This window comes from Candidatus Abyssobacteria bacterium SURF_5 (assembly GCA_003598085.1).
Classification (GTDB): domain Bacteria; phylum Abyssobacteria; class SURF-5; order SURF-5; family SURF-5; genus SURF-5.
In genome coordinates this window covers 1-22,279 of the sequence record QZKU01000068.1, presented here as the reverse complement: position 1 = coordinate 22,279, position 22,279 = coordinate 1, and the positions used below count along the sequence as shown (strand labels likewise).

Genomic DNA, 22,279 nt, shown 5'->3' with positions numbered 1-22,279 from the left:
GCGCCTCTTCGTGGGGGCGCCGACCACCCTTTCTGGCGCCAATATCGGCAATCGGCGGAGGAAGCCCGGACCATATGAACGCGTTTCACCATAGTGTAATAGTTTATAACCTGTTGACTTCCCTCGCTGACGCCGGTATAATTCCGCCCCAAAGACTGGCACTTGAAGACGCTGTTTCTTTCTGTGTGATAGCAGATCGAGTTATCCACGGTATGAGCGGGACTGCCGTCTCCCATCGCGTTCGGACCCCCATACCATCTCCAAAAAGTATATTCTCTCGTGGAAATGAGCGATCATTATGCAAGACACTCTGAAGCTCATAATACTTGTTATTATCGGGATAACGTCCTGTCTCACTCTTCTCCTCCTGCTGGCCGGAATCATTCGCCGTATCGTCCAAGGAAGAAGATATGCTGTGCTGGATGAATTGCGGCTCAAGTATCACGGGTTATTGAAGAACATTTTTCGATCCGAGGGCTCCTACGATCTTTCAGAGTTGGTCGCAAAGCCGGGAAGCGCAAAATGGCACGCCGTGGAAGAGGTGTTGCTGAATTTTGCCAATGGTGAATCATATGCGGAGAAGGCCCGGAAAATACTCGTGGAATTATCGTATCCATCCTATTACGAGGTGAAACTGCACGCGAGAAATGTGATCGCGTGCGCATCCGCAATCAACAAACTGGGCGCGATGCATAGTCTGGGGTCCGTTCAGAACCTGATACAGTGTCTCGATGAGGAAAATGCCGAAATAGTTTCAGTCGCTGTGCGGTCCCTCAGCAAAATAGGCGCGGCGGAAGGGTTGACTGCCATTCTTGAGCGTCTTCCGGCGCTCATCCAGAAATCGCTTGCAGCGCGAAAAACTCTCGAGGCGTTCCTGCTGAATTTTGGCCCTTCTGCGGCGCCTTTCCTTATCGAGCGTGTTCGCACAGCTGACGATCTGACCAAAGCCCTGCTGCTCGAGGTGCTTTCTCAGATGCGTGACAGTACAGCGGCCGTCGTTGCAGCCGAAAACCTTACCTCTGCAAGCGCCGAAGTAAGAGCAAAATCATTGAGGGTTATCGAGTCGAGTGCGAAAGACACCGGATTTGCCGCTTGGGAGAAAGTGGCCGGGTTGATTGATGATCCGGCCTGGTTTGTACGGATGCATGCGGCGCGGGCGTTGAAGCTCGCCCCCGGCGATGATATGATTCCGCTCCTGGCAAAACTGATGCTCGATGAGAGCTGGCACGTCCGCAGCTCAGCGTCGGCCGCCCTGGTCGAAAGGGGCGACAAGGCTCTTCCCATATTCCTGGAAGCCCTCCGTTCAGGCGACGCTTACGTCAGGAATAGCATTTGCGAGGAGATCCTGAAGGGGACGTACATCGAAAAGTTGTTCACGAATCTCGATGACGGAGACGGCTACATCTTTCGTCAGTCGAGGGAATTGGCGAGGGCGATGTATCAAACCGGTTTCCGGACCCCTTTTGAAGAATACTTGGAAAAGGGAGAGAACTTGAAAATCAAGCAGGCAATCACGGGAATCTTTGAAGAGGATAATTGAACCATGGCGCTGATAGTTGCCGCGACGGTAGTCATTAATTATCTCGTTGGAATCTATTACGGGCTGACCAATCTCATATATACGAGTCTTCTTACGATAGCGCTGATCATCATTCTCCGCCACATCAAGCGAATCAAGTATTCCTCCTTCAGGGAGTTCAGCCTCTCGCCGCAGACACCGCCGATCTCCATCTTGATTCCGGCAAATAACGAGGAGAAGAATATTACCGCTTCCGTCAGTTCCGCCCTCGGGATCAACTATCCATTCTTTGAAGTCATCGTCATCGACGACGGTTCCACCGACTCCACTTTGCAGAACCTCATCAATGCATTTGACCTGAAGAAAATCGATCTTATCTACCGTGATGTGATAAAGACGGCTCCGGTAAAGACTTTCTATTACAACCCGCAGCTTCCAAACCTGCTGATCATAAGCAAGGAGAAGGGCGGGAAAGCCGACGCCCTGAACTGCGGCATCAACATTTGTCACAGCCCCTATTTCTGCTCGGTCGACGCCGATTCGGTCCTCGAGCGGGATGCCCTGTTGCGCTTGATCATGCCGATCCTTGAAAGCGGAAAACGTATCATTGCCTGCGGGGGCGTGGTCAGAGCCTTGAACGGGAGCGAGGTAATCAATGGAGCGGTCGAGAAGGTCAATTTACCAAGGACCATACTGGCGCTGCTGCAGATCGTCGAGTACCTGCGGGCATTCCTTTTCGGCAGAGTCGGATTGGACGCTCTCAATGCCACACTGATCCTTTCGGGCACGTTTTCTCTGTTTGATAAACAGGCGGTCATCGAAGTGAACGGTTTCAGTACCGACACGGTGACGGAGGACATGGAATTGATCGTGCGGCTCCACCGGAAGCAGGTGGAAAAGGAGAGGCCATATCAAATCAAATTTATATCCGATCCTGTTTGCTGGACTGAAGTCCCCGAGAAATTGAGCCTGCTGGGGCGGCAGAGAAGGCGCTGGCACCTGGGGCTTATCCAGAGCGTCTTGAAGCACAAGATAATGCTCCTCAACCCGAAGTACGGCGCTCTCGGCCTGTTTGTTATGCCGTATTACTTTTTCGTCGAGATGCTGAGCCCGATCGTAGAGGTGTTCGGCTATATTATCGTCATAGGCTGCTATTTCCTTCACGTCATCAGTCTTGAATTCTTCCTGCTGTTCCTGACCCTGGCGATTTTCTATGGAACGTTCTTATCCACCGCTTCAATCTTTCTCGAGGAGCTGACATATCGCAGATACCCGCTGTGGAGGCACCTGTTCACGCTCCTGCTGTTCGGGATTCTCGAGAACTTCGGATATCGACAAGTAAATTCTGTCTGGAGGATGCAAGCATTTTTCAACTATATCATCGGGAGAAGGGAATGGGAATATGTCAGGGGAGGGAGCAGGAGTTAAGAGAGCACCATCCTTATCCTATCTCGAGATGGGTTTCCTCGCACTTCGAAACCAGGATTATCAGGAAGCAGTCAACATCTTTAATAGGGAGCTGGAATCGGGGGCAACTGCTGAAGGCTACTTCGGATTAGGAAAAGCTTTCTACCATCTGCATGAACTGCCAACGGCACGCTGGGCGTTCTATAAGGCGTTGGAACTCCAGCCGGATAATCAGGACATCGTTTCCTATATTGACAAGACGGCTAATCAGCAAAATCCTGAAACACCCCCCCGCCGTCAATCGTCGTTCAGATGTGTGAATGGGCGCATCGAGGTTCACCGGGAGCAGTGGGTCCCCTTTTTTGTGAAGGGGATGAATCTGGGTCTTGGACTGCCGGGATATTTTCCCGGCGAATACGCCATCCGCAAAGGCACATATATGAAATGGCTGCGGCAGATGGCTGATCTCGGCGTCAACGCAATTCGCCTCTACACGGTGCACCCCCCGTCGTTCTATGAGGCGTTGGGCGCATTTAACACCGGGTCGCCGAAGAAGCTCTATCTGCTCCAGGGAACGTGGGCGGAGCTGCCAGAAGGCTACAATTTTCTCGATGCCGCATACGCGTCGCACATCCAGGGAAGCGTGCGAGATGCGGTCGATGCGGTTTTCGGAAATGCGCGCCTGCCCGAAAGGCCCGGGCTGGCGCACGGAAGATACTCTTCCGACGTGTCGGCGTACACGATTGGTTTCATCTTTGGCAGGGAATGGGAAAGTTGTGCGGTGAAGGGATTCAATGAACTGAATGATAGGCGGATGCGCGATTATGTAGGCCGCCATCTTTTTCTGCGCGAAGGCACCCCATTCGAGGTATGGACAATCGAGATGTGCGACTACCTTCAAGCATACGAGGCCGAAAAATACGGCCACATCCATCCCGTTTCCGCCACGAGCTGGCCGACACTTGATCCGCTCGTTCATGGTTCGGAGTCGAAATACGAGGACGAGCTGGCGCTGCAGGGTTTGAAGGTGAGATCGACGGCCTGTAACGAAAACGAGGATGCCGAATCTCTGGATTTCGCAAAAGTAAGCGTGAAGGACGGTGCAGGCTTCTTCGTGACATACCATGCATACCCCTACTATCCAGATTTCATGAACAACGATTATCTCACAGAGGAGAATACGTATCTTGCATATCTGCGCGCGCTCAAAAATCATCATGCCGCTCAGGCCATCCTTATAGCCGAATTCGGGGTCCCGAGCAGTCGGGAAGTTTGCCACTGGCACAGGGACGGCTGGCATCATGGAGGCCACTCAGAAAACGACCAGGGACACATCAATGGGGTGCTCATGAAAACCATTCATGAAGCGGGTCTGGCGGGAGGAGCGCTGTTTGGCTGGTTCGACGAGTGGTTCAAGAGGAACTGGCTCTTTTTGCCGTATGAACTTCCTGCCGAACGCAATCCGCTGTGGTTCAACCTGCAGGACGCCGAGCAAAACTACGGCCTGCTGGCGATGTATCCCGGTTACCCCGACAAAAAGGTGAGTCTGGCCGGGCGTGCTGAAGAATGGCAAGACGCGGTGATATATGCCTCCGCGGATGCAGCTTCGCCTCTGGTTGAATTCGGCGACGGCTTCGACGGCGCTCGCTCGCTCTGCAGGCTGGCCGTACAGCATGACGAAGCATTCCTTTACCTGCTTCTGGAAACGCGCAATGCCATAGATTTTGCAGGAGCGCATTACCTGATCGGAATCGACACGGGGAAACCCGACTACGGGGAATTCCTGCTGTCGTTCCGCACGAATTACAAATCACCGGTCGGCCTGAAATTTCTCATCCATCTTGCCGGCAGGGATAAGAGCAGAATTCTGGTATGCCGCCGCTACGACAAGTATTTCAACAGCGAGAAGCAGGAGGTCTGGCCGGCCGTGTCGGATCAGGGCGAGTGGGTAATGATGTTCAACAAGACCAACAGCAGGCGCGCCGCCAAAGACGGGTCGCGCTTTTACCCCGCACGAGTTTTTCCAATGAGCAATCTCAGGTTTGGCTCGCTTGATCGGAAGCATCCCGAATTTGATTCTCTGGCCGATTTTTTCGTGAACGGGAATATGATCGAGATGCGGATTCCCTGGGGCCTCATCAACTTCACCGACCCAAGCTCCGGGAGCATTCTCTGGAAAACCGCAGAAGGAATGACTGTTCCCTCAGATGGGATTCGCTTCGTCGCGGTCTCTTACAAACCTGATGAGGGCGCCCTTGGGGCGGTGAATACCGGCCGGGATACAAACGTGACCGACCATCTGCCGCGGCAGTTGACGAGGAAGGGGATGCCGGTTTTCTCGTGGACGAAGTGGAACACACCCATATATCATTCTTACCTCAAGTCAAGCTACTACACATATCAAAAAATATTGGCCGGGATTCCGGAAACAGAATGAACAAGATCACCAGAAGAAAATTCCTGAAGCACACGGGGGTGGCGATGTTGCTTTCCTCCTCGCTCTCGCGCCGCGTCTTTGCCGAAAGCAACCGCATTCCGGTGCTGCTGTACCACGATATCTCGGACCAGTATCTGGACGATTACACGACTTCTCCATCACTGTTTGCCGCACACATGGAGTGGCTGTATTCGGAAGGATATAGAGCCGTTTCCCCAAAAGCATTGCCCATTGCCGGATTCGGGCGGGAGAAGGATATCGTAGTGACATTTGATGACGGGTACGCCAGCTTTACCGAATATGTTTTTCCAATTCTGCAGCAGTACAAGTTCACGGCTGTCATTAACATCATCGGAGAGTACGTTGGGCGCTATCTTCATTTCGGCGGCAATCGGCCGCTCTTGAGCTGGGACGAGTACAGATTCCTCGCGAATAGTGGCCTCGTCGAGTTCGGCTGCCATACACATGCTCTGCATAAGGGAAAGGGAGCCGCCGGGATTTCCCCTGAACAGTTGCGGCAGGATCTTGCAACCTTTTCGGATATCTTTTCGAGCGAATTGGGTGTATATCCCGAAATCCTGGCGTGGCCGTTCGGCTCATATAATCAGAAAACCATCGAAGTTGCGAAAAAACAGGGGGTTAAATACTTCTTTACATCAGATGAGGGAATGTTGTCGCCCAGCCATGGGCTTGACCGCATTCCCCGGCTCAACATCAATAACAAGTTGGACCTCGCGTCGTTCCGACAGTACGTAGGAGGAGTATGGGCATAAGGAGAAAAGTTTTCGCGCTCGCGTGCGGAATCGTAATCATTCTATTGCTGGGATGTCGCGTCTTTGCCGCCGACGAGGGCGATGCAGTGAAGGCTCTTCAAGAGGCGATCGCGCGCGTAGAGACCGATAAAGAGAAAGGGGTTCTTCGCAAGGAACTTGGTGACCTGTACGTCCAACGCGACGAGTTGCAGCAGGCGGCCGCCGAATACCTGAAAGCTCTCGAGCTCAACAAGAATTTCTCTGACGAAGAGCGATTGCAAATGGCTGTTTACATCTCGTGGGCCGATCGATATGATGATGCCATCGCCGTACTCCAGCCGATGCTGCGAAGGAATCCTGGTTTTATTGAAGCGCGCGTTCACCTCGCGCGAACGTTGTCATGGGCCGGCAGCTATGATGAGGCGATACATGAGGCCGATAGAGTTTTGCAACTGGCTCCGGGAAACCGGGATGCTCTCCTCGTGAAGGCGAACGCCCTGAACTGGAAGGGAAAGCCCGCTGAGGCGATTCCTCTTTACGAGGTCCTGCTGGCCGAAGAGGAGAACTTCGATGCGCGTCTCGGCATGGCCCACGCCTATCTGGCGCTGGGGGAGCGCGAGACGGCCATTCAAAATAAGGATATGCTGGAGCCGACGTTTCCATATCAGGAAAGAGAATTACATCGTTTGGATCAGGCGCTATCCGCGCAATTCCGGCCGAGCGCCAAGGCTCAGTACAGCCATTATGACGATTCAGACGGCAATCTCGTCGATACCTACTCCGCCGGCGCCACATTCTGGGTGTACGGCCTCAATGCCGACCTGCAATACAGGCACACAGAAGCCCGCAATCATTCGCTCGAAAACAGTGCAGATGAGGCGGCGCTGACAGTTTACGCCAATCCGACCGCGCACGTCGGAGTGGGAGCGGGGGTCGGCGTAGCGCAATCTGATGCTGGCGACAGCGACACGTTCTTTACCTGGAGCGCTCGCGCCGATGTCGATGTGCTGAAGGGAAAGGCCGGCGTTGTCGTTACAAGAGATTTTTTCGCAGAAGTCGCGGATTTGATCGAGAACGACATCCGAGTTACCCGGACGAATGTGTATCTCTTTCAGAATCTGACGGACCGTCTGTTTGCGCACGTGGGCTACACGTACAGCGACTTTTCCGACGATAACGACTCGGACGAGGTGCTGTTGGTCACTCGATATCTCATCTATCCCAAGAATCCCGCGATCAACATCGGCTACCGGGTGAGGTATCTCAACTTCAATCGACAGAGCGGCGGCGGCTATTTCGATCCGAACGATTTCATCTCGAACCAGATATTTGCGTCGGCTTATTATGAGCGCCAGAAACTCTATCTGTACGTGGAGCCTTTCTTCGGCCACGAGTCGTTCCGCAGATCCGGCGACAATGCGGATGAACTGGTCGGAGGAGGGTATGGCTCCATCGGATATAGAATCACCAATAATTGCGCCGTCGAACTCTTCGGGGAAGGCGGCAATTTCTCGGTGGATTCGGCCGCCGGATTCGATTACTATCTGGTGGGAGCCAATATCAACGTGAAATTCTAGGAGGCTTGCAGTATCATGTTTTTTATTTGGCGGCCCGCCCCTTTCTTATGTCTTCTTTTGTAATCTTCCGCAAAAGAATAGCCTCTGCAGCTCGAATCAATAGCTCCGAATACTGCTCAACATCATAGGAGTCCACCTTCTCGACACCGGGAGTATAAGGGATCGCCTTTATTATCTGATCCCGTGCTTGCGAATCCACGATGACCAGGTCCACTCGCTCGCCCGGCTGCGGATTCACTCCTGCCGCGGCCAGCGCTTTACTGGCGGCGGCCATGGCGGTATTGGTTTTATAGTCAGCCGGATTTTTCGACATTTTCCGCGAGATCACCAGGTTCTCGGCGGAAACTTTCCCGCTCCTTACTTCTGCAAGATACTTGTTGAGGATGCCCATGAGTTCCGGTTCTTTCAGTCGGTATTCTTCCGCATTTGCCGCATGAGAAAGAACCAAAAGCATCTCGGCCTGCATGCTCTTTACGATGGGAGGCATATCGGACCGCCTCACCTCCAAGCCTCTCAGTTTCATCTCGCCGTTCTCGAAGAGGCCGAAATAGCGATTGGCGACGGCAACTTCGGACGCCGTTCTCGAGGGAGCGAATGCAATCCACCGGTAATTTCCCTCGAGTGAGATCGTTATGCCGACGGTTTCCGAGATCTCCTTCAGGAGTTCGCTTTGCTCGACTTCTGTCATGCCGTCCTTCCGAACCCACAGCGAATCGACAATCGCATGCACCAGTTGAAAGCCCCTCCGTTCGGCGATCTCCTTTGCCTGGAGAAGTTTCTCGCGTCCCAGCGCCGTCACCGCCTCGTGCGCCTCGATTCTGCCGAAACGCGCGTTCTTATACCCGAGATATCCGAAGCAGGTGACCAGCATCCACTTTAACGCCGTTTGCCGCCGCTTGTACACCGCCCTCATCTTGGCGTCGCGCGTCTCTTTGGCCATTTGCTTATACACCCGCCGCTTCTCCAGGATCGGTTCGAGCACCTTGGGAATCAGCCCCCGGCGCCGGGTGCAGGCGTGGTAGCCGATTTCCGGCACCGCCGCTCCCTCGCAGCACGAACAGTTGATTGTCTCGGGAGAGATATTGTGATTCACCATGATCGCAGGATACATCGATGCAAAATCGATTTCCATCACCGCATCATATACGCCCGGCTTCGGCAGATATACCAGCCCCCCCTTATCGGTAACAAGAAGCTCGAGTCCCGATTTGAAGTCTTCGGGCATGCGCTTCCGCCAGGGAATGAGAATGTTTTCGCGCACGGCCATATTCAACTGCATGGAGGAGATGCCCGTTCCGGGCGATGTCCGCGCCAGGCGCTGTATCGGAATTTTCGCAAGGCGTGCCAGTTCAAACAGGCCGTCAAGGCCCGTCTCCGATGCGATAAACGAATTCTCAATGTCGATATGCCAGCGCCCGAAAAAGTTTTGCGCGGGCGCGCGATACACAATTCGACCGTATGAGAAATAGGACGCGCCCCGCCGCGTCGTGACATCGCGATGCCTGTCCCGGTTGAATGAAAGCGGTTTTCTCCAACTTCGCGTCATCTGGAGCAGCCGCGGGATAATGAATGAGTCTCCCCACTCGGTCGAGATCACGTCCGGGTCGTGACGAAGCAGCATTTTCTCAAGAGTTTCAAGCAGTTCTTCATTTTCCAGAACATATTCGTTTCCCTCGATTTCCACTCGCAGCGGGCAATTTCTCCCGCCGTAATTGGGATTTGCGCCGTTCGGAGAGGCGGTAAGCTTCATGATAACCAGCGGCGGCAGCGTGTACGTCATATCCCATGGCATGGTGAGGCTGCGGATGTGTCGGATTGCGCCGTCATGCGAATATTCAAATTCGCAGAAAGCGAGAGGAAACAGATCGGTCTCATAGAAAAATAATTGTTCCGGCGGAATATCGCAATTGAACAATTCCACGCCGCCGATCCGCGAGACCTGATTTACCAGCGCGTGAAAATGAGATGGTTCCGTCGATATGCGAAGAACCGATCTGCTCTTGCCGGTCCAGAAGTCGGTTTGCTTTGCCGGGGAAACCGATATCGGTTTCCTCTTCTTTTTCAGGGTCTCGTTTACCCGACGCACGACAGGCGGCGACCCATCGACAAAAAATGAAGGTTTGTACGGAATGGTCAGACGGATGCGTTCGCCTTCGCCATCGATCATCCACAACGTCATTCCGCGCTCATCGAAATAAATGTCGAATAACCAGCCGGTATGCAAGCGAAACGCTCCGGGTTGATGGCCTGTTCTCTTAATGAAGAAATTGTCCTTTTCTTTCCTCGCCGAACGAGAAGCAGGGACGGGCATTTCATAAAGGTCATTCCTTCGTGACCAGGAATCGGCAGAATGTTTGCGCGCGCCGGGCCGTAAAAATAACGGGCTACTCTTTCTGCGGGCGCTCCAGTTCCTCGAGCCGCTTTTGCAGCCGCACGATCGTTTTCTGATGTTCGAGCAGGATGGACATGAAAACTGCTTCCGTAGGGACGGGTCGCGATGCATATGCGAAGGCGGGGGAGTGGTACTTCGCGATGCCGAACAATTCGTCAAATGCCTGCTGATCCTCATGCCTGAGAACGCGGCGGAATTTCGCCCATTCATCTCGTTCCTGTTGGATAACCTGTGCAATGGGTAAAACTGTTCTTCCCACTGCCCATCACCTCCATTCCAATAATTTCTGGGAAGGAGTTGCACTCCTCGGACGGTTATACAGTTTTCGGTACGGCTTTTCCATGATGAACTTGTTCTCGGTTTCGGTGTCCTCACAATGAAGCACCTTCTGAGAGACCTTCTTCAAAAGGCTTAAAAAAACCTTCTGCCGGTCTGCAAGGGGGAGATGCGTATCGGGACAGGCGAGCAAGATGCGAGCGCTGCCTTCCGCCAGGCGCACAAATTCGGTTGCCGCCGAATTCAGCAGCGCATATGCCTCGCCAAAAGGGACGTCCTGATCATAAAACGTGTCCAGCAACCCCGAGACGATTGCGACCCGGGTCGAATATTTTCGAAGAGCGTCTTCAAGTCGATCAACCACCAGCGCCTGCATCTGATGGCAGGTAAACGCGCGGGAAATATAAACGCGGCTTAGCAGTTCCTCGGGACGCGCCCCAATCCGGCGCGCCAGCTTCGAAATGAGATATGGATTAAAGGAATTGCCGCCATCCAGAAAAACGACCGGCACGCGATGGGCGACTCCGGCAAACGCCATATACAGGGCAAGATATGTGATCGACGATGCGCTCCGCCCATAGACGGTGATGAGGTTGGCCGGCGAAGCCGTCTTCAAATCGGCGCGGATTGCCTCCAGCATCTCGTCGGATGAAACTAAATGGTTCTCCATACTCCCACAACCTTTCCTATTATCCGGAGCGATCGAGCGCCGTTCTCGACGACTATTGGCTGCATCCGCTCGTTCTCGGGCTTCAGAACGATCCGATCCTTTTCCTTGACAAATCGTTTTACCGTCGCCTCCTCTTCAAGCAGTGCGACCACGATATCGCCGCTCTCGGCCGTCGCTTGCCGCTTCACCACTACGTAGTCGCCGGAACAGATGTGCGCGTTCACCATGCTGTCGCCCTCAACCCGCAACAGAAAGCTTTCTCCTCCGTGAACCCATTCAGCCGGCAGCATGATCGCTCCTTCAATGTTCTCAACCGCCAGGATCGGCTCGCCGGCGGCGACCCGGCCCACGATGGGTATCTCCCTCAAATCGCGCCGGCTCCGTCCAATCACTTCAAGAGAACGCGATTTGCGAGGCGCCTTCGAGAGATACCCTTTTCTCACGAGCGCATTCACATGGTTCGCCGCCGCCCGCGGCAAAAAATGAAAATGCGCGCATATCTCGCGGATCGTGGGAGGATACCCGTTTCGATCCGTAAAAGCCTTGATGAAATTCAGCACCATCTCCTGGCGATCGGTCAATTGTGTTTTCATTGGCTTTCCCTTCACCCGACGCTATTGAACAGCGGCATCTTTCTCTTCCCGCCCATAGTATAGTATACATTTGTATACTTGTCAAGAGGGCTTGCTGATTTCTCTGTCGTTCATGAAGCAGTTGTGCTTTCGTAGAAAAGTAACCTTATCCTCAAAAAACCGCCCGCAGCATCTAGCTAAAGAAGGATGGAATGTTTACAGTATCTCAGTACAAAAAACGGGACGTTCGCGGTACGGCTTGTCTGGCTCCTGGCCATCAGGTACCGCCACTTGCTGATTTTATCGGGCACCGCCGGCGGGAGGCGAAACAATGGAGGCAAAGCTAATGAAACATCTTGTTGCGACTCCACTTGCGATAATTTCATGGTTCTTGTTTTTTGCTGCATCTGCGCCGGCCGGAATAATCCATGTCCCCGCCGATTTCATCACGCTCCAGAGCGCTCTGGATGCGGCCGCGAACAACGACATCGTGCTGGTAGCCGACGGCACGTATAACGGCCCGAATAACAAAGACCTTGATTTTCGCGGTAAATCAATCACGCTGCGCTCTCAGAATGGTCCTGTCTCCTGTGTTATCGACTGCGAAGGCGAGGGGAGAGGCTTCTCTTTTACCGGCGGCGGGAATCAGCTTGTGGACGGGTTTACGGTTCTGAATGGATCTGCGGATGGAGGCGGCGCAACATATATCGATACCGGTTCCAGCGCCATTATCCGGAATTGCAGGTTTATCGGGAACGCAGCTTACCTCGGAGGTGCATTATACGTTGACGGGGCGTCTCCAATCATAAGCGGATGCACGTTCAGCGACAACGTCGCCTTCTTCCACGGCGGGGCCATTTATGCGGCCGACGCTGCTGTGACTGTAGAGAATTCCGCTATTATTGCGAATGAATCGCTTGTCGGCGGCGGCGGTATGACGTTCTTTTTTTCTTCATCCGATATTATCAATTGCATCATTGGTGAGAATCTTACCGATTCCTATGGCGGCGGCATCGACGCGAGCCATTCGACGCTCACCTTGACCAGCAGCACAATTCGCGGCAACAGCGCCTGGGAAGCCGGCGGGGGAGTCGCTTTTTACGATTCGAATGCAGTTCTTTCCAACTGCATTCTCTGGCAGGATTCAGCATGGGAGGGCGACGAAATTTACCTGTGGGAGCAATCGTCGGTCAGTGTTGAATACAGCGATGTCATGGGGGGCGCGGCGGCTGCGAAAATCGAAATCGGCTCAACTTTGGAATGGGCCGACGGTAACTTGGATGCCGACCCTCTCTTTGCGGACGGGCCGCTCGGAGATTATTACTTGAGTCAGCTTGCCGCCGGCCAAAGCGCCGACAGCCCCTGCGTGGATGCCGGGAGCGATACGGCTGAGGCGCTGGGACTTGATGCCTATACGACACGGACCGATCATCAGCAGGACGGCGGCATGGTCGATATGGGATACCATTATTCGCCATTGACTGAGATATTGCTTCTTTTACCCGCTGCAGGCGAAACGCTCTCAGAAGCGCCGTTCTTTTGCTGGACAGCCGACGGGGAGACCAACAACGTATTTGCAGTCGAAATAAAGATCGGGAATTCGCCTTGGCACTCCACGTATAAGGACCTGAAACTCGTTCTCGACCAGACAAGCTGGACGATGCCCGAATCGATCTGGGCCATGATTCCGAGCGGGCGCACCATCTCCTGGCGAGTGCGCGGAATGGACCTCGGTCGGGACCCGAAAACTGCGGTCACCAGCATAGAAACTCGCACGATCTACAAACCGTAGTTTGAAAAAGCAAGGTTCCCGGAACAAAACAGTGGTCAAAGGACGTTCATGCATTTCTTGAAATTTCCCCCCGTCATCAATTATGATAGTGCGCGCACCGCATCGCGCTCACTCTTCCAATTTTACAAAGGGAAAGGCAATGCATGAAGCGCGTTCCTGCGCCAGACCGCAAAAAAGGCCCCCCTTTTCCTTCTCCTGACGAGTTGTCTTTCAGGAACACGGGAGGCGACAATCTTTTCGGCCGCACTCTTACGCGCAGAGCCGCAGTCAAAACGCTCGGACTGCTGACCGCGTCAGGTCTGACAGAGTACTTTTTGCATGATCTCGCATGGGCGCTGCCCCATTCGCAGAGAAAGCCTAACATCATCTTCATCCTGACCGACGATCATCGCTGGGACTACATGAGTTGCAGCGGGCATTCCTTCCTCCAGACGCCGAATATAGACCGTTTGGCAAATGAGGGAATCCTGTTTGAAAACGCCTTTGTGACGACTTCGTTATGCAGTCCGAGCCGGGCAAGCTTTCTGACCGGCCAGTACGCGCACACGCACGGAGTGAAAAATAATCTTACCGCCTGGCGCGACGAAAACATCACGTTCCTCGAACTCCTCAAGCAAGCCGGCTATGACACCTTTTTCGTCGGGAAATGGCATATGCCCGGAAGGCTGCCCAACCTGCGGGGAGTGGACCGATTTATTACCTTCACCGTTCAGGGCGGACAGGGCAGATATTTCAATTGTCCCTTGATTGTCGACGGGGTCCGGCGGCCTTCCCGCAAGGAATACATTACGGAAGAACTCACCGATTACGCGCTGGAGTTCATCAGCCGAAAACGGGAAAATCCCTTCTGCCTGTACCTGTCGCACAAGGCGGTGCACCACCAGTTCCTGCCTCCTCCGGAGCTGGATCACCTGTATGACGAAGTCGAGCTGGGCTTGCCCAAGGAGGCCGACTCCTGGATCGGAATGACCCGGGGGAACATGTTTACCGGCGTCTTCGGCAACATCGAGAGGCACGTGCGCAATTATTGCGAAACACTTGTCGCGCTTGACCGGCAAGTCGGGCGGGTACTCGAGAAAATCGATGAACTTGGCATCTCCGACAACACCCTGATCGTATACGCCGGCGATAACGGCTACTTCTGGGGAGAACACAGGTTCGTCGACAAACGATGGCCATATGAGGAATCGATCCGGATCCCGTTTATCGTCAGATATCCGGCACTGATTCACGATCCCGGCCGGCGCGCCTCCCAGATGGCGCTGAATATCGATCTTGCCCCGACTCTGCTCGACCTTGCAGGAGTGCCCGTCCCCGCACAAATGGAAGGCGCCAGCCTGAAGCCCGTTCTCCTCGAGCGCTCCGCTCCCGGCCGCAAGGCGTGGCTGTACGAATATTTCAAGGAATTCCCCTACAATGTCCCCGAGCACTTCGCCGTCAGAACGCAAACCCATATCTATGTCGAATACGCCGGCAGGCATGAGCCCGAGCTATATGATATCGTGAAAGACCCTCATCAGAAACGAAATCTGATCGGAACCGCTGATGGGCAACTATTACTCCCAGAATTGAAAAGAATGCTTGAAGACCTGAAACGGGGAAAGATGTTATGATCGGCGCCGCCGCCATTGAGCAAGACGTCCTGCAAACGAACAAGAAACCTTTTCTTCAGCGGCTTTTTCTTTCCGCTGGAGCCGCGCTCATCGTGATGCTTCTCAGCTCACTTGCCTATCACAACTCGTGGAAGATCGGGAGCGATGCAGCACAGCAATTGGTCGCATCAATCTCGGCTGTCATTCTCTTTATCAGCATCGGGTTCGGCGCCTCTTTCGTTTACCCATTCTTGCGAAAATCGGGTGCGGGGCCGGCCGAAAGAATCCTTGCCTCACTGGCAGTCCCTGCCGTCTGGAATGTGAAGGAGATGATCCGCGTCAGCGAGTTTTTCACCTTTGGCGAGACCTTGTACTACGGCTTGAATCAGGTTTTTCTTTTGGCCGTGTTCGCGTCGCTCGCGCAAATGGGGTTGTTGGAAATCATCATGCGCTGGCGGCAAAACCACAACCAAGAGCAAAAGATCGCTCTGTTCTCGCCTATTCCGCTTATCTCCATCGGCCTGGGGCTGGTCGCCTTTTATATCATCATGCTCTGGGGGACGGGCGTGCATTTCTTCTACTGGTATGGCCGATTGTACCGGTTACTCTTCTTCTGAATCGGTCTTCTTCATGAAACCGACCGGGTTATTTCGTGGCAATCCCAATGTCACAGTTTGAGTGCTGGATCCTGCATTGAAACTCGCTCCGCTCCGCAAACTCGTCTCCCGTCCCGTTGCGGCCCCAGCCTCCAGCAAATAGTACTAATCGTCCGACAGGTGCGTGTGGTGTCATGACTTCTCAGTGAACGTGTTGCCCGCCTTCGAGAGATCCTTTTTATGGCAATCTTTATGGGCAGGAGCCCTCGCGATCCGGGTCCTTGAATGAACGTTTGGCCAGTCGCCGCCCGCTTTGACCGACAAACCAAAACTGTGATATCATAAAGGCTGGTTGGGGCTGTATCTGCCTCACCGCCGGCAAGAAACCGAAAATGCAGCATGAAAGTTTTATTGCTTAATCCGCCCTCCGTTGGTGAGGGCAAACATAATCATACCAACGGCTTTTTCTCTTATCCCACGTGGCTCGCCTCTGGGGCGGCTTCCGTCGAGAGCAACGGTCATGATATCCTCCTGCTCGATGCTCCAGCATCGCATCTTTCCTGCGGCGATGTTGAAGAGAAAGCCCGGAACTTCAGACCGCACCTGCTGGTTCTGAATACCACCATGTGTTCATTACAGAGTGATGCGGTAGTGGCGGAGGCCCTGAAAACTATCGTCGGCGATCTTTTCGTCGTTCTCGCAGGCACCTACGTCTCGGCATGTCCTGAAGAAGCATTGAAGCTGATTCCTACGGCCGGCGCAGTCGTTCGGCGCGAGTATGATGCGACTCTGCCTGCACTGGCTGAACGGCTGGAGCGCGGCGAGAGCATTGAAACTGTTGCGGGTATCACGTATCGCGCTGCCGGGACCGTCTTGTCGAACCCTGACGTCCCGCCTCTGCATCGCCTCGATAAAATTCCTTTTTTAAGCTCCATTTACCGGCGCTTTCTGGATATCCGGGCATACTCGCGCAGGGACACGCCATACCCGATGATGGCGCTCACCACGAGCCGCGGCTGCACGTATGGATGCACGTTCTGCGTCTACCCCCAGACTTTTTCCGGCCGAAAAATCCGGTATCGCTCGATTGAGAATGTGCTCGAAGAACTGGATTACATCAAAGAATATTTTCCCGAGGTGGCGGGCATTTTTTTTGAAGACGACACCCTCACAATGAATCGCCAGCGATGCCGCGAATTATGCGAGGCATTGATCGATCGCAAGATGAAGATAGTGTGGACGACAAGGTGCCGGCCCGACGTGGACCTGGAAACTCTGAAGATCATGAAAGGCGCTGGATGTCAGGCCCTCTCTGTCGGCTTCGAGAGCGGGAGCCAGGAAATTCTCAACCGGATTCAGAGACACACGACCCGCGAGAAAATGGAAAAATTCGTCTCGAACACGAACAAGACCGGCATCCGGTTGCACGGAAGCTTTATCGCCGGTCTTCCCGGCGAAACACGCGCAACTCTGGAGGAAACGCTGGCTTTCTCAAAACGTTTGAATCCGGCAACGGTTCGTTTCGTTCCGCTGATTCCGCACCCCGGAACCGCGGCATACAAATGGTTTCTTGATTTAAACCTGCTGAAGCCGGGCTTGGATGGCGAGTGCTTCTCCGAAGGCCAGAATTATATTGCTCCAACCCACGAGCTGACTCCGGACGACATACTCTCTTTTTGCCTCCGCGCTCAGAAGGAGTTTTATAAGAGGCCCGCCTATGTTTTCAGCCAGTTGAAGCGCTCGGTTCTTCACCCGCGGCAAATACCGCAGGTGTGGAAGCGTTACGGCATCCGATAAATCATCTCATCGTGCGTATCCGCATTGCCATATGTCACTTTTTCTGAGCCAGTCGGCAACTTGCTCTTGATGCTCTGGAGGAATCAGCAACCCCGGGTTTGCATGATTGCGACGAACACGGCTGTCATCCAGTGACGCTTCTCCGGATATATACCTTTCCAAAAGATCGTCTTGCTGAAAGTGTCCGAGCTGATGCACCAGATACCCAGACCAGCCGTCGCGGTCGAGATCCTCCAGAATCTGCAGGACGGCGGTGTTGAAAGAAAGCAGCGCCGACGGAATCTCCGCGTGACCGCTCACTCGGCAGTCGATTGACGAAAGCATCAGCCTGCACATGAATGGCCGCGCATCGTAACAACTGCATCGGTCGTCTACCAGCAACGGACAGCGGGCAACGCTTTCTTTCAACTCTTCCTCTTCGAAATCCGTTCTCGAAAGGCACAGGGACGCCTGCTCGTTTGTGGTGAAAGCAAGGGGCGGCGCATTGTCCATAAACGAGCCGTTTGCGCGGAGCGATTCCGGCATCCGCTCCCAGAGATAGGCAGCCTCCAACGTCGTCACCACAGCGAGCGAAGTGCAGCAATCGGAACATCCCGGCTTGCATTTCCAATCGCCCAGCGTGCTCACGATTTGTTCATAGCCATGGTAAATTTTCTTCAGGAAAGCTTTTTTCAGTTCGAAATCATTCATCTCCTGTTTGCTCCAACGAAGTCTGGTTATTCATGGCTGCCGCGCCGGAAACTTGTAAATGAAAATGGAATAGGCGATCCGATCGATCGGCTCGTACTTCTTCAGCCAGTCATAGCAGCCGGGCTGCACATACAGACTGTGAAGAAAAGTTGCGCTGATGGCCATGTATCCCTCAGACGGCTCACTGCAATCTCCGCCCGAATTATAGTAACCGTACTGCTCGGCTAATCCGGGCGTACCGAAATACGCGATCTTCAGCGGCCGAATATCGTTTTGCTCCACGTACTTGTTCAGCAGCTTCAAATCCTGTCCCCAATCGAGATTCGAGTCCACCAGATATTTATAACCGTTCTTGGGGCCGCCGATCAGCTCGTTGAAATATTCGAGATAGTGAGGATAGATATGGAAGTTGGAGCCGACGTACCAGACAAGCAGGGCCGCCAGAAAATATTTATAAGAGCGGAACGGGCGGATGGTCGAAATCCGGCTGATCCAGACAAAGATGAATGGGAACACCGGCAGAATGAGGCGGATGCCGATATTGACATTCGACATGGCGGCGGCGCCGGCGAGAACGACAACAGGGATTAACAGGAACATCAGCTCCCTTTTTTGGGCGGAATTCCTGAAGCTCAATATCGAGATAATGAGAAGAATGATGGTGGGAATCGGCACCTTGATAAGGAACGCGAGCGGGAAGTAAAACCATCTGCCGCCGGATGACGTGATCCCGAAAAGAAAACTCTCATGGCCGAGCTGCTGATGTCCCATTTGATTATAGAGTGTTATCAGATAGCTCACCGCCGGTATTCTCACGTGGTGGTCGTAAAGCAGCTTCATCAGGCCACCGTAGCCTCGCTCGGGCGAGGCCACGTATTGCGGAATGTACAAGGCTCTGTACTCAAAGAGGTAGCCCGCCCAAATCGTGAGCAGAGCAAAAAACAGAATCAGGAAGACCCGAAAAATTCCGGCCACGCTTCCTTTCCTTTGCAGAAGCGCGGCAGAAAACTTGTTCTTCGCAACTGAAGACAGAGGTGTAACATCTTTTTCAGCGTGGATCAGAACCAGAACAAGATAGACCGGTAAGAGAATGATCGAAGTGAATTTCGACATAAGGGCAAGGCCGGTGAAGATTCCGCAGATAATTAGCCCGCCCGGCGAGCGAGCCTGCAGGTACTTCCGGAAGAAATACAATGAGGCGAAAATGGTGACACTGGTTATGAAGTCGGTAGTGGCGAGACGAGCGTGAGCGATCAGGTTCGGACAAAACAGCGCGAGTATTAATGCAACGAACGCAGCTTTCAACCCGAAAATCTCACGACTCCAACTGAAAACCAGCAACCCCAAGAAAGGAAAAATCAGAATGATTGGCAATCGGGCCAGAAATATCAGCACATCCGGATCGTACCCTGACTCAAAAATGACCGGGAGACTCTGGTATCCATTTGCGTACAGGCGGGGAAGGCTCTCCCAGAATACCGGATCGAATTTCAGGAAGTACCAGAATAATCCATTCACCAGGGAGGGAAAATGCGGAAATGGAGCTGCAACTGCACGAACGTCTCGCGTCTCCGCTATGTATTTCCCGAGCGCTATATAGGTGGCTTCATCGTACGTCAGCGATTTCTCGCGGATGCTCGTAATACTGATAAGCAGATTCACTGCGAGCAACAGAACCACAAGCGCCCGGTAATGCCGTTCTAAAAATTCTTTTAAATTTGCTGCAAGCACAGAAGACTGAAGGCGAGATATCATCAGTTTACTGGATTAAATCCTGAAAAAATCCTTTTCTCAAAAAGCGGGGTCTGAATTGAGCTCTCATAGAATTGTATCCGTTTTTGCTGATAAAACTCAAATCCCGCCGCCGATCGATTCCGTTGCCGCGGGTTGACAGAAAACCGGCCCGTATGTGATACTCATAACAAAACGACAGTAACGCAGGTATGTTTTGTTCGGGCAAAAACAAAAGGAAATTCAATTCCCGTCAACCCCTGAGCTACATGAAAAATTCTTCAACCCCCGCCGGTCTCAAATGTAAAAAAGATGTCTCCCCTCAACCTGGCGCTGAGGCCGATCTCTTGAGTAGCTCGCGTCCGGATATCATCTCGATAAAACTGATAGTAGTTCTGCTCGTCTTTTCGTTCGCCCTCTTCGCGAATACAATCAACCAGTACTTTCTGCTCGACGATTTCGAAGTCCTGTTTTCGGCAAAATATAACAAGCTGGCAGGCGTCCTTCTGGGACACGATACAGTCCTCGAGCACAAGTTTTTCCGCCCGCTTCCCATGTTCTTCACCTGGGTTCTGTACAAGCTTTTCGGCAATACTCCGCCTCCGTATCACATCCTCTCTATTTTTTTGCATGCGGCAACGGCGATAGCGGGCGCAAATCTGGTTTACCTTCTTCATCGAAACACGCGGGTGGCCGCCCTCTTTGGAATTTTGTTTGTCGCGTTTCCGAATCATGCAGAAGTGGTGAACTGGCCCGCCATCACTTTCACTTCCTGGGCCGCCTTATGCTGCCTGCTGAGCCTGAATCTGTTCGCCTATTTCAGATTGTCCGGGAAATATTACCTCTTGATCCTATCGCTGGTTTTCTTCCTCGGCGGCATGTTATCCAAAGAGGATGCCTTCACACTGCCGGCGATAATGGTGATTTTCGATCTTTATTTTTCGCGAGTGCGAAAGCTGGAGTATCCGCTCCCCCGGCAGGCGGGTATATATGCCGTCTACGGCGCATTATTGCTGATTGTTATCCTTCTTACGCGGGTCCGAATGAAGCTCGGCGCCGGGTACCTGACAGTCGAGGGGGAGGACTTGGTATCTCTATATCTTTCTAACGTCTTCGCCCTCATATCGGATCTCATTCGTATGGAGGCCCGAGCCTGGAAATATCTTGTTGCCCCTGTCTCGCCTGAAATCCCGTTCTCAAGTTATCTCATTTCGCTGGTCTGGCTGCTCGCTCTCGTTTCGCTCGGCGTCCTTCTTTGGAAGCGAAAAATCCAATTTTCATCGCTGCTCTTTTCGTTCCTCTTCATATCCATCACGACGTTGCCGATTCTGGGCACCTTTCGGGTGCTCGCGCTCACGCACTGGATCAGATTCCTGTACTTGCCTTCCGTAGGCGGCTGCTACATACTTAGTCTGATTTTGCACGGGATCGACGAAACGACAAGACGGCCGGTCGTACGCTTCACGATGATTGCGGCGGCACTGGCGCCGGTGATTATCCTCACTAAGTACTATGACCATCAGTGGATAGAAGCCCAACAGGAAAATAAAGGGGTGGTGGAACGGGTGGCGGTCAAGCTCGGTACGCTTCCGCAATTCTCGCGGGTCTATGTGGAAGGTCTTCCCTGGTCCCAGAAAGAAATCCCCCGGATCGACTATTCCTTTCCCGGGGCGGCCGGCTTATATTTCGATCGGGAATACCTGCAGGGAGCGTTATTTTTCCTTCCGGCGAACAAGGTACTCGCTCTCGAGCGGGAAGAATACGACGACCAGCAGCCGTGGCGCTATTTCCACATGGCTTGGGAAGGGGATACAAAACAGGCCACTGATCCGCGCGAAATCACCCCCCATGCTCATAAAAAGTTCGTCGACGAATGGGACTTCAGCGGCATTCACCGCCAATTCCTTGGGCCGGTAAACGGCTTGATTCCGGTTCAAACAAAATCCGGTTCGCTTCCGCTCTTCATGGTCGACGGTCCGTGGACGCTTCTGTGGCTGTCTCCGGTCAATCCCGTTCGCCCGGTCCAATACGTGACCCTTGAAATGATGCTCAGCGGGAAGAGAGGGGGAATGGACATCTGCAGACTTTTCTGGATTTCGGAAGATGATCGAGAGATTTCCGGAGGCAAATCAATTGGATTCTTCGCGGAGGCGGACGGCAAATTCCACACGTATAAGATTCCGCTCTACAAGAACGGGCTCACTTTGACGCACCCCCGCATGGTGAGACTGGCCGTTCGCCCCAGTCAGCAGGTGGGCTCAGTCTTCTGCATAAAAAAAATAACCGTTGAATCTTATTAAAAAAGACTATCCTATTATGAGGTTGGCGCCGATGACAGAGCGGCATCGACAACTCAGAGTAACCCGTCATTCCTGCGAAGGCAGAGATTTTGTTGATGCATACGATTTTACATTGATCATTTAATTTTTGAGATATTTGGAGCTTGCCGAAGAATGACATCCGTGATTCGTAAAATAAA

At 53.2% G+C, this 22,279-nt stretch carries 17 protein-coding genes; 10 read left to right on the top strand and 7 right to left on the bottom strand.

Going from position 1 to position 22,279, the window contains the following annotated elements; all coding sequences use genetic code 11:
- Positions 1-298 precede the first annotated feature (298 nt).
- The 5 genes from C4520_09850 to C4520_09830 are packed head-to-tail and all read left to right on the top strand — an operon-like array spanning position 299 to position 7,692.
- Positions 299-1,540: a HEAT repeat domain-containing protein gene (locus C4520_09850; protein RJP21308.1), complete on the top strand. Its 1,242-nt coding sequence runs from the start codon at positions 299-301 to the stop codon at positions 1,538-1,540.
- A 3-nt stretch (positions 1,541-1,543) separates the two neighbouring features.
- On the top strand, positions 1,544-2,947 hold the full coding sequence (locus C4520_09845; GenBank protein RJP21307.1) for a glycosyltransferase: 1,404 nt from the start codon (positions 1,544-1,546) through the stop codon (positions 2,945-2,947).
- On the top strand, positions 2,922-5,363 hold the full coding sequence (locus C4520_09840; protein RJP21306.1) for a tetratricopeptide repeat protein: 2,442 nt from the start codon (positions 2,922-2,924) through the stop codon (positions 5,361-5,363). Before C4520_09845 ends, C4520_09840 begins: the two co-directional genes overlap by 26 nt.
- The gene (locus C4520_09835) at positions 5,360-6,136 is read left to right on the top strand and encodes a polysaccharide deacetylase (GenBank protein ID RJP21305.1); all 777 of its coding nucleotides are present in this window, start codon (positions 5,360-5,362) and stop codon (positions 6,134-6,136) included. The genes C4520_09840 and C4520_09835 overlap by 4 nt, the downstream gene beginning before the upstream one ends.
- Complete coding sequence (locus C4520_09830; GenBank protein ID RJP21304.1) at positions 6,127-7,692, top strand: hypothetical protein; 1,566 nt, start codon at positions 6,127-6,129, stop codon at positions 7,690-7,692. Before C4520_09835 ends, C4520_09830 begins: the two co-directional genes overlap by 10 nt.
- 22 nt (positions 7,693-7,714) lie before the next feature.
- On the opposite strand, the gene C4520_09825 is transcribed toward C4520_09830, so the two are convergent.
- Genes C4520_09825 through lexA form a run of 4 tightly spaced genes read right to left on the bottom strand, consistent with a single transcriptional unit; the run spans position 7,715 to position 11,623 of the window.
- Positions 7,715-10,195 carry a hypothetical protein gene (locus C4520_09825; protein RJP21303.1) on the bottom strand — a complete coding sequence of 827 codons (2,481 nt, stop codon included), beginning with the start codon at positions 10,193-10,195 and terminating at the stop codon, positions 7,715-7,717.
- Positions 10,077-10,343, bottom strand: a complete 267-nt coding sequence (locus C4520_09820; protein ID RJP21302.1) for a hypothetical protein — start codon at positions 10,341-10,343, stop codon at positions 10,077-10,079. Before C4520_09820 ends, C4520_09825 begins: the two co-directional genes overlap by 119 nt.
- Positions 10,344-10,349: 6 nt before the next feature.
- Complete coding sequence (locus tag C4520_09815) at positions 10,350-11,030, bottom strand: hypothetical protein (GenBank protein RJP21301.1); 681 nt, start codon at positions 11,028-11,030, stop codon at positions 10,350-10,352.
- Positions 11,015-11,623 carry a transcriptional repressor LexA gene (gene lexA, locus C4520_09810; GenBank protein RJP21300.1) on the bottom strand — a complete coding sequence of 203 codons (609 nt, stop codon included), beginning with the start codon at positions 11,621-11,623 and terminating at the stop codon, positions 11,015-11,017. Before lexA ends, C4520_09815 begins: the two co-directional genes overlap by 16 nt.
- A gap of 310 nt (positions 11,624-11,933) precedes the next feature.
- On the opposite strand from lexA, the gene C4520_09805 reads away from it, so the two are divergent.
- The 4 genes from C4520_09805 (at position 11,934) to C4520_09790 (ending at position 17,379) form a co-directional block, all read left to right on the top strand.
- Positions 11,934-13,394 (top strand): hypothetical protein, encoded by a 1,461-nt coding sequence (locus tag C4520_09805; GenBank protein ID RJP21299.1) that lies wholly within the window; start codon positions 11,934-11,936, stop codon positions 13,392-13,394.
- A gap of 143 nt (positions 13,395-13,537) precedes the next feature.
- Positions 13,538-15,007 carry a DUF4976 domain-containing protein gene (locus C4520_09800; GenBank protein ID RJP21298.1) on the top strand — a complete coding sequence of 490 codons (1,470 nt, stop codon included), beginning with the start codon at positions 13,538-13,540 and terminating at the stop codon, positions 15,005-15,007.
- A complete protein-coding gene (locus C4520_09795; protein ID RJP21297.1) occupies positions 15,004-15,603 on the top strand; it encodes a hypothetical protein in 600 nt (199 codons plus the stop codon). Before C4520_09800 ends, C4520_09795 begins: the two co-directional genes overlap by 4 nt.
- A 378-nt stretch (positions 15,604-15,981) precedes the next feature.
- Positions 15,982-17,379 carry a radical SAM protein gene (locus tag C4520_09790; protein ID RJP21296.1) on the top strand — a complete coding sequence of 466 codons (1,398 nt, stop codon included), beginning with the start codon at positions 15,982-15,984 and terminating at the stop codon, positions 17,377-17,379.
- Positions 17,380-17,385: 6 nt separating this feature from the next.
- Here C4520_09790 and C4520_09785 read toward each other — a convergent pair whose 3' ends face one another.
- Genes C4520_09785 through C4520_09775 form a run of 3 tightly spaced genes read right to left on the bottom strand, consistent with a single transcriptional unit; the run spans position 17,386 to position 20,047 of the window.
- On the bottom strand, positions 17,386-18,069 hold the full coding sequence (locus C4520_09785) for a hypothetical protein (GenBank protein ID RJP21295.1): 684 nt from the start codon (positions 18,067-18,069) through the stop codon (positions 17,386-17,388).
- A 30-nt stretch (positions 18,070-18,099) separates the two neighbouring features.
- Positions 18,100-19,824, bottom strand: a complete 1,725-nt coding sequence (locus tag C4520_09780) for a hypothetical protein (GenBank protein RJP21294.1) — start codon at positions 19,822-19,824, stop codon at positions 18,100-18,102.
- A gap of 4 nt (positions 19,825-19,828) precedes the next feature.
- Positions 19,829-20,047: a hypothetical protein gene (locus C4520_09775; GenBank protein RJP21293.1), complete on the bottom strand. Its 219-nt coding sequence runs from the start codon at positions 20,045-20,047 to the stop codon at positions 19,829-19,831.
- Positions 20,048-20,069: 22 nt separating this feature from the next.
- On the opposite strand from C4520_09775, the gene C4520_09770 reads away from it, so the two are divergent.
- Complete coding sequence (locus C4520_09770) at positions 20,070-22,100, top strand: hypothetical protein (GenBank protein ID RJP21292.1); 2,031 nt, start codon at positions 20,070-20,072, stop codon at positions 22,098-22,100.
- Positions 22,101-22,279: the final 179 nt, after the last annotated feature.

Excerpts from the sequence above, each read along its gene's own strand:
- C4520_09850 (RJP21308.1), top strand. The coding sequence starts at position 299 with ATGCAAGACACTCTGAAGCTCATAATACTTGTTATTATCGGGATAACG.
- C4520_09845 (RJP21307.1), top strand. The coding sequence starts at position 1,544 with ATGGCGCTGATAGTTGCCGCGACGGTAGTCATTAATTATCTCGTTGGA.
- C4520_09840 (RJP21306.1), top strand. The coding sequence starts at position 2,922 with ATGTCAGGGGAGGGAGCAGGAGTTAAGAGAGCACCATCCTTATCCTAT.
- C4520_09835 (RJP21305.1), top strand. The coding sequence starts at position 5,360 with ATGAACAAGATCACCAGAAGAAAATTCCTGAAGCACACGGGGGTGGCG.
- C4520_09830 (RJP21304.1), top strand. The coding sequence starts at position 6,127 with ATGGGCATAAGGAGAAAAGTTTTCGCGCTCGCGTGCGGAATCGTAATC.
- C4520_09825 (RJP21303.1), bottom strand. The coding sequence starts at position 10,195 with ATGCATCGCGACCCGTCCCTACGGAAGCAGTTTTCATGTCCATCCTGC.
- C4520_09815 (RJP21301.1), bottom strand. The coding sequence starts at position 11,030 with ATGGAGAACCATTTAGTTTCATCCGACGAGATGCTGGAGGCAATCCGC.
- lexA (RJP21300.1), bottom strand. The coding sequence starts at position 11,623 with ATGAAAACACAATTGACCGATCGCCAGGAGATGGTGCTGAATTTCATC.
- C4520_09805 (RJP21299.1), top strand. The coding sequence starts at position 11,934 with ATGGAGGCAAAGCTAATGAAACATCTTGTTGCGACTCCACTTGCGATA.
- C4520_09800 (RJP21298.1), top strand. The coding sequence starts at position 13,538 with ATGAAGCGCGTTCCTGCGCCAGACCGCAAAAAAGGCCCCCCTTTTCCT.
- C4520_09795 (RJP21297.1), top strand. The coding sequence starts at position 15,004 with ATGATCGGCGCCGCCGCCATTGAGCAAGACGTCCTGCAAACGAACAAG.
- C4520_09790 (RJP21296.1), top strand. The coding sequence starts at position 15,982 with ATGAAAGTTTTATTGCTTAATCCGCCCTCCGTTGGTGAGGGCAAACAT.
- C4520_09785 (RJP21295.1), bottom strand. The coding sequence starts at position 18,069 with ATGAATGATTTCGAACTGAAAAAAGCTTTCCTGAAGAAAATTTACCAT.
- C4520_09780 (RJP21294.1), bottom strand. The coding sequence starts at position 19,824 with ATGATATCTCGCCTTCAGTCTTCTGTGCTTGCAGCAAATTTAAAAGAA.
- C4520_09770 (RJP21292.1), top strand. The coding sequence starts at position 20,070 with ATGAAAAATTCTTCAACCCCCGCCGGTCTCAAATGTAAAAAAGATGTC.